Source organism: Gemmatimonadaceae bacterium (assembly GCA_035533755.1).
Classification (GTDB): Bacteria; Gemmatimonadota; Gemmatimonadetes; order Gemmatimonadales; family Gemmatimonadaceae; genus JAGWRI01.
Genome location: DATLTC010000097.1, coordinates 1 through 3,686, shown reverse-complemented (window position 1 = coordinate 3,686; position 3,686 = coordinate 1). Strand labels below are relative to the sequence as shown.

Sequence of the window (3,686 nt, the reverse complement as noted above, 5' to 3'; positions counted from 1 at the left end):
GCCGGGGCCTTTCTTCGCATCGGGGGAGACACTTGATGGTGGACGGAATGACCCTGCAGGTCGGGGCGGTGCTCCTCGTGGCGACGCTCATTCGCTCGGCGCTCGGGTTCGGCGAAGCCCTGGTGGCCGTGCCACTCCTCGCCCTCATCATGCCGGTCCACGTGGCGGCCCCCGTCGTCGCGCTCGTCTCGATCACCGTGGCCGGCGTCGTGCTGGCGCAGGATTGGTCCGAGGTCCACGCGCCCGCCGCGGGATGGCTGGTGCTCTCGACCCTGCCGGGCATTCCACTGGGCCTGCTCCTGCTCACGCGAGTGCCCGGACCGATCGTGAAGGCGATTCTCGCATGCGTGATCATCGCCTTCTCGGCGTACTCGCTACTGCGCCGGCGAGAGCACGCGCTGCAACACGACCGCCTGGCGTGGCTGTTCGGCTTCAGCGCCGGAGTGCTCGGCGGCGCGTATGGCATGAATGGACCGCCGCTCGCCATCTATGGCGCGCTCCGCGGATGGTCCCCCCGACAGTTCCGCGCCACGCTGCAGGGATACTTCCTCCCGGCGAGCATGGCCGTCATGGGCGGTTACTGGCTGGCCGGGTTGTGGACGCCCACGGTGAGCCGCTACTACCTGATATCGTTGCCGGGCGTGCTGCTCGCCATCGTCGCGGGGCGAGGCATCAACCGGCGGCTGCACGGCCCGCGCTTCATCGCCTATGTCTACGTGGGGCTCATCGCCACGGGCGCGATGCTGCTGGCGCAGTCGCTGCGGCGGTAGGCCCTACGACGGCGTAGGCGCCGCGAGGCGCGACGGCCGCTTCAACACGCGTCCACGAGGCGGATCTGGTCGGGGCCGTTGGGCACCACGCACAGAAACTCGAACGGCGCCTCGACCACCTCGTAGCTGTGCGGCGCACCGGCCGGGATGTACAGCGTGTGGTCGGGCCCCACCTCGTGCACCGTGTCGCCGATGCGGACCCGGGCCCTTCCACGCAGCACGTACTGCTCGTGTTCCACGTCGTTGGTGTGGAACGGCATGCCGCCGCCGGGCCCCATGATGAAACGGCGCATGGCGAAGTTGGGCGCCCCGCGCTCGGGGCCCACGAGCACCTGCATTGCCGTGGCGGTGCCGGCCTTGACCGGATTGGCCGGGAGCGAGGCGGCGGGCGCGACGAATGGAGTGTGGATGTCAGCCATGCGTGGAGATTGCGTCAGGGGTGGAATGGTGGCACGTCGAAGAAATCCACGATGCCGGTGTCCAGCGAGTATTCGGCGCCGACCACGAGCAGCCCGTCCTGCTGGATGAGTTGCTCGAGCAGCGCCGATCCGTGCCGCAGGTGGTTGGTGGAGACGCGGATGTTGCTGCGCACGGCGGCGTGCACCAGCGCGTCCTGGTCGGTGGTGACGCCGGCGGCCAGCAATCCCTCCACCGAGGGGCGCACGCGGTCCACGATCGCCCGCAGGTTGGGGGACTGATTCGCCGTCGGCCGGCGGAGCTCCTCGAGCGTGGCCAGGATGGCTCCGCACTGGGAATGCCCCAGGACCACCACCAGCGGGGTGCCGAACCGAGCTGCGGCGAACTCCACGCTGCCCACCTGCGACGGCGCCACGATGTTGCCGGCCACGCGAATGACGAACAGGTCGCCCAGCCCCTGATCGAACACGATCTCCGCCGGCACGCGGGAATCGGAGCAGCCGAGGATGATGGCGAAGGGCTCCTGCGTCGTCACCAGTTCGGCGCGGCGCGGGTGCGTGAGCTGCTCGTCGGATCCGTTCACGCTCGTGGCGAACCGGGCGTTCCCGTCTTGCAGCCGTTCGAGCGCTTCGCGTGCGGAGATCATGGGTTCATCACCGTAGGAGTGCGGGGAGTCGGTCGCACATAAGGTGCCGGTGCGCGGGCGCCGGATCAAGTGAGATCGCAACGCCGCCCGCGGCCGCCCTGCTTCCCGGTGTGCCTACACTGCGTCCACCGACGCCCGACAGCCCCGGACCTCGGGCGCGCGGATACTTCATGCACATGCGGTCGTCATCGATGCGGCGCAGTGTTGCGCTCGTGATCCTGCTGGCTTCGACGACCTGCCATCCCGCCGGCCTGCGCGAACCGGAGCCGGAAAGGGATCGGGCCGCCGCGGAGCGCGCGTCGGCGATCCCGGCGCCCCGCGATGCCCCGGCGCTGGCGGTAGCCCGCGATTCGCTCGCGTGGCTGGTGGACACGATCGTCATCCGGCGGCCGGACTACCGGCTGCTCGTGCACGCGCTGTCACGATACCGCGGGCTCGCGGCCGACTCCACGATTCCGGCATTCCCCACGCCGGCCACGCTTCCGGTGCGACGGGGGGATACGCTCGCGGCCATCGCCGAACTGCGCGTGCGCTTGCTGGCGCTGGGGGATCTCGACACCGCCGGCGTGTCGGATACGGGGAGCGTGTATGCCGGCCCCGTGGTGAACGCGGTGCGGCGCTTCCAGCGGCGCCACGGTCTCGAAGACGACGGCATCATCGGACACGAGACGCTGGCCCAACTGCAGACTCCGCTGGCCGTCCGCGTGCGCGAGATCGAGCGTTCCCTGGAGCAGATTCGCCGCGAGCCGCCGATGGACAGCGGCCCGTTCATCGTGGTGAACGTGCCCGCATTCCAGCTGTTTGCGTTCGACGGCACGGGGGAAGACACGGCGGCGGCGCTCGCGATGAAAGTGATCGTGGGTCGAGCCGATCGCACGTCCACGCCGGTCCTGGTGGAGCAGTTGCGGTACCTGGACTTCTGGCCGGCGTGGAACGTGCCAAGGAGCATCCTGGTCAGGGAGATCATCCCCAAGCTGCGCGGCGATCCGTCGTACCTGCGCCGCCAGGACATGGAGATGGTGGGCGTGGGCGACGTGGTGGTGGGCGACACCGTGACGCCGAGCGTGATCGAGGCGCTTCGCGTGGGGGCACTGCGCGTGCGACAGCGGCGCGGACCGGCGAATCCGCTCGGACGCGTGAAGTTCGTGATCCCCAACGACAGCAACATCTACCTGCACGACACGCCATCCAGCGAACTCTTCGAGAGGGCTCGGCGCGACTTCAGCCATGGATGCATTCGCGTGGAGCACGCGCGCGACCTGGCCATCTGGGTGATGCGCAACGGCACGGGGTGGAACGCCGACAGCGTGGACGCGGCCATGGAGATGCCGGTGTTCCGGCGCGTGATGATTCCGCACCCCATGCGCGTGATCGTGGAGTACAACACGGCAATGGCGACTGCCGGCGGCGTGGTGTGGTTCGTGCCCGACATCTACGGGCGCGATCGTGACACCATAAACAGATGAGCCGCGAGTTCAGATGTTCATCGGCGGGCGCGTTGTGTCTCGCGCGGTCATGAACTAGGCTGCAGAAGTCTCCCGACAACCCTGCCGAGGTTTCACCTGGCTCATGCGTCGATCCGCCTGAGGGCGGCACTCTTTGCCCTGTTGCTGTGCGTGCCGCTCTCCCGCGTTCGGGCCGGAGAGCCGTTGCGCGCGCCGATCGTGGTGCCCGGCCTGGACTCCACCAGCGAGGCGACCGTGGAGCGGGCGGCGCAGCGATCGGGGCTCCGGCTCTCCGTGCTCCGGGCGGCGCTGCTGGGCTATCGCCAGGCGGTGGTCGCGGGGACGGTCAAGCACGCGCTGCTCACGGTGATCGACTACACGCTGCCCAGTCGCGAGCGCCGGCTGTGG

The 3,686-nt window shown here is 69.3% G+C and carries 5 protein-coding genes; 3 read left to right on the top strand and 2 right to left on the bottom strand.

Annotated features, from left to right (window positions below; all coding sequences use genetic code 11):
* On the top strand, positions 1-770 hold a 770-nt coding region (locus tag VNE60_13385; protein ID HVB32513.1), incomplete at its 5' end, for a sulfite exporter TauE/SafE family protein.
* A 41-nt stretch (positions 771-811) separates the two neighbouring features.
* Here the strand turns inward: VNE60_13385 and VNE60_13380 are convergent.
* Positions 812-1,189, bottom strand: a complete 378-nt coding sequence (locus VNE60_13380) for a cupin domain-containing protein (GenBank protein HVB32512.1) — start codon at positions 1,187-1,189, stop codon at positions 812-814.
* 14 nt (positions 1,190-1,203) lie between these two features.
* Positions 1,204-1,833, bottom strand: coding sequence for a carbonic anhydrase (locus VNE60_13375; protein ID HVB32511.1), 630 nt, complete (start codon positions 1,831-1,833; stop codon positions 1,204-1,206).
* A 176-nt stretch (positions 1,834-2,009) separates the two neighbouring features.
* Here VNE60_13375 and VNE60_13370 point away from each other — a divergent pair, with 176 nt between their 5' ends.
* Positions 2,010-3,299, top strand: a complete 1,290-nt coding sequence (locus tag VNE60_13370; protein ID HVB32510.1) for a L,D-transpeptidase family protein — start codon at positions 2,010-2,012, stop codon at positions 3,297-3,299.
* 183 nt (positions 3,300-3,482) lie between these two features.
* On the top strand, positions 3,483-3,686 hold a 204-nt coding region (locus VNE60_13365), incomplete at its 3' end, for a hypothetical protein (protein HVB32509.1).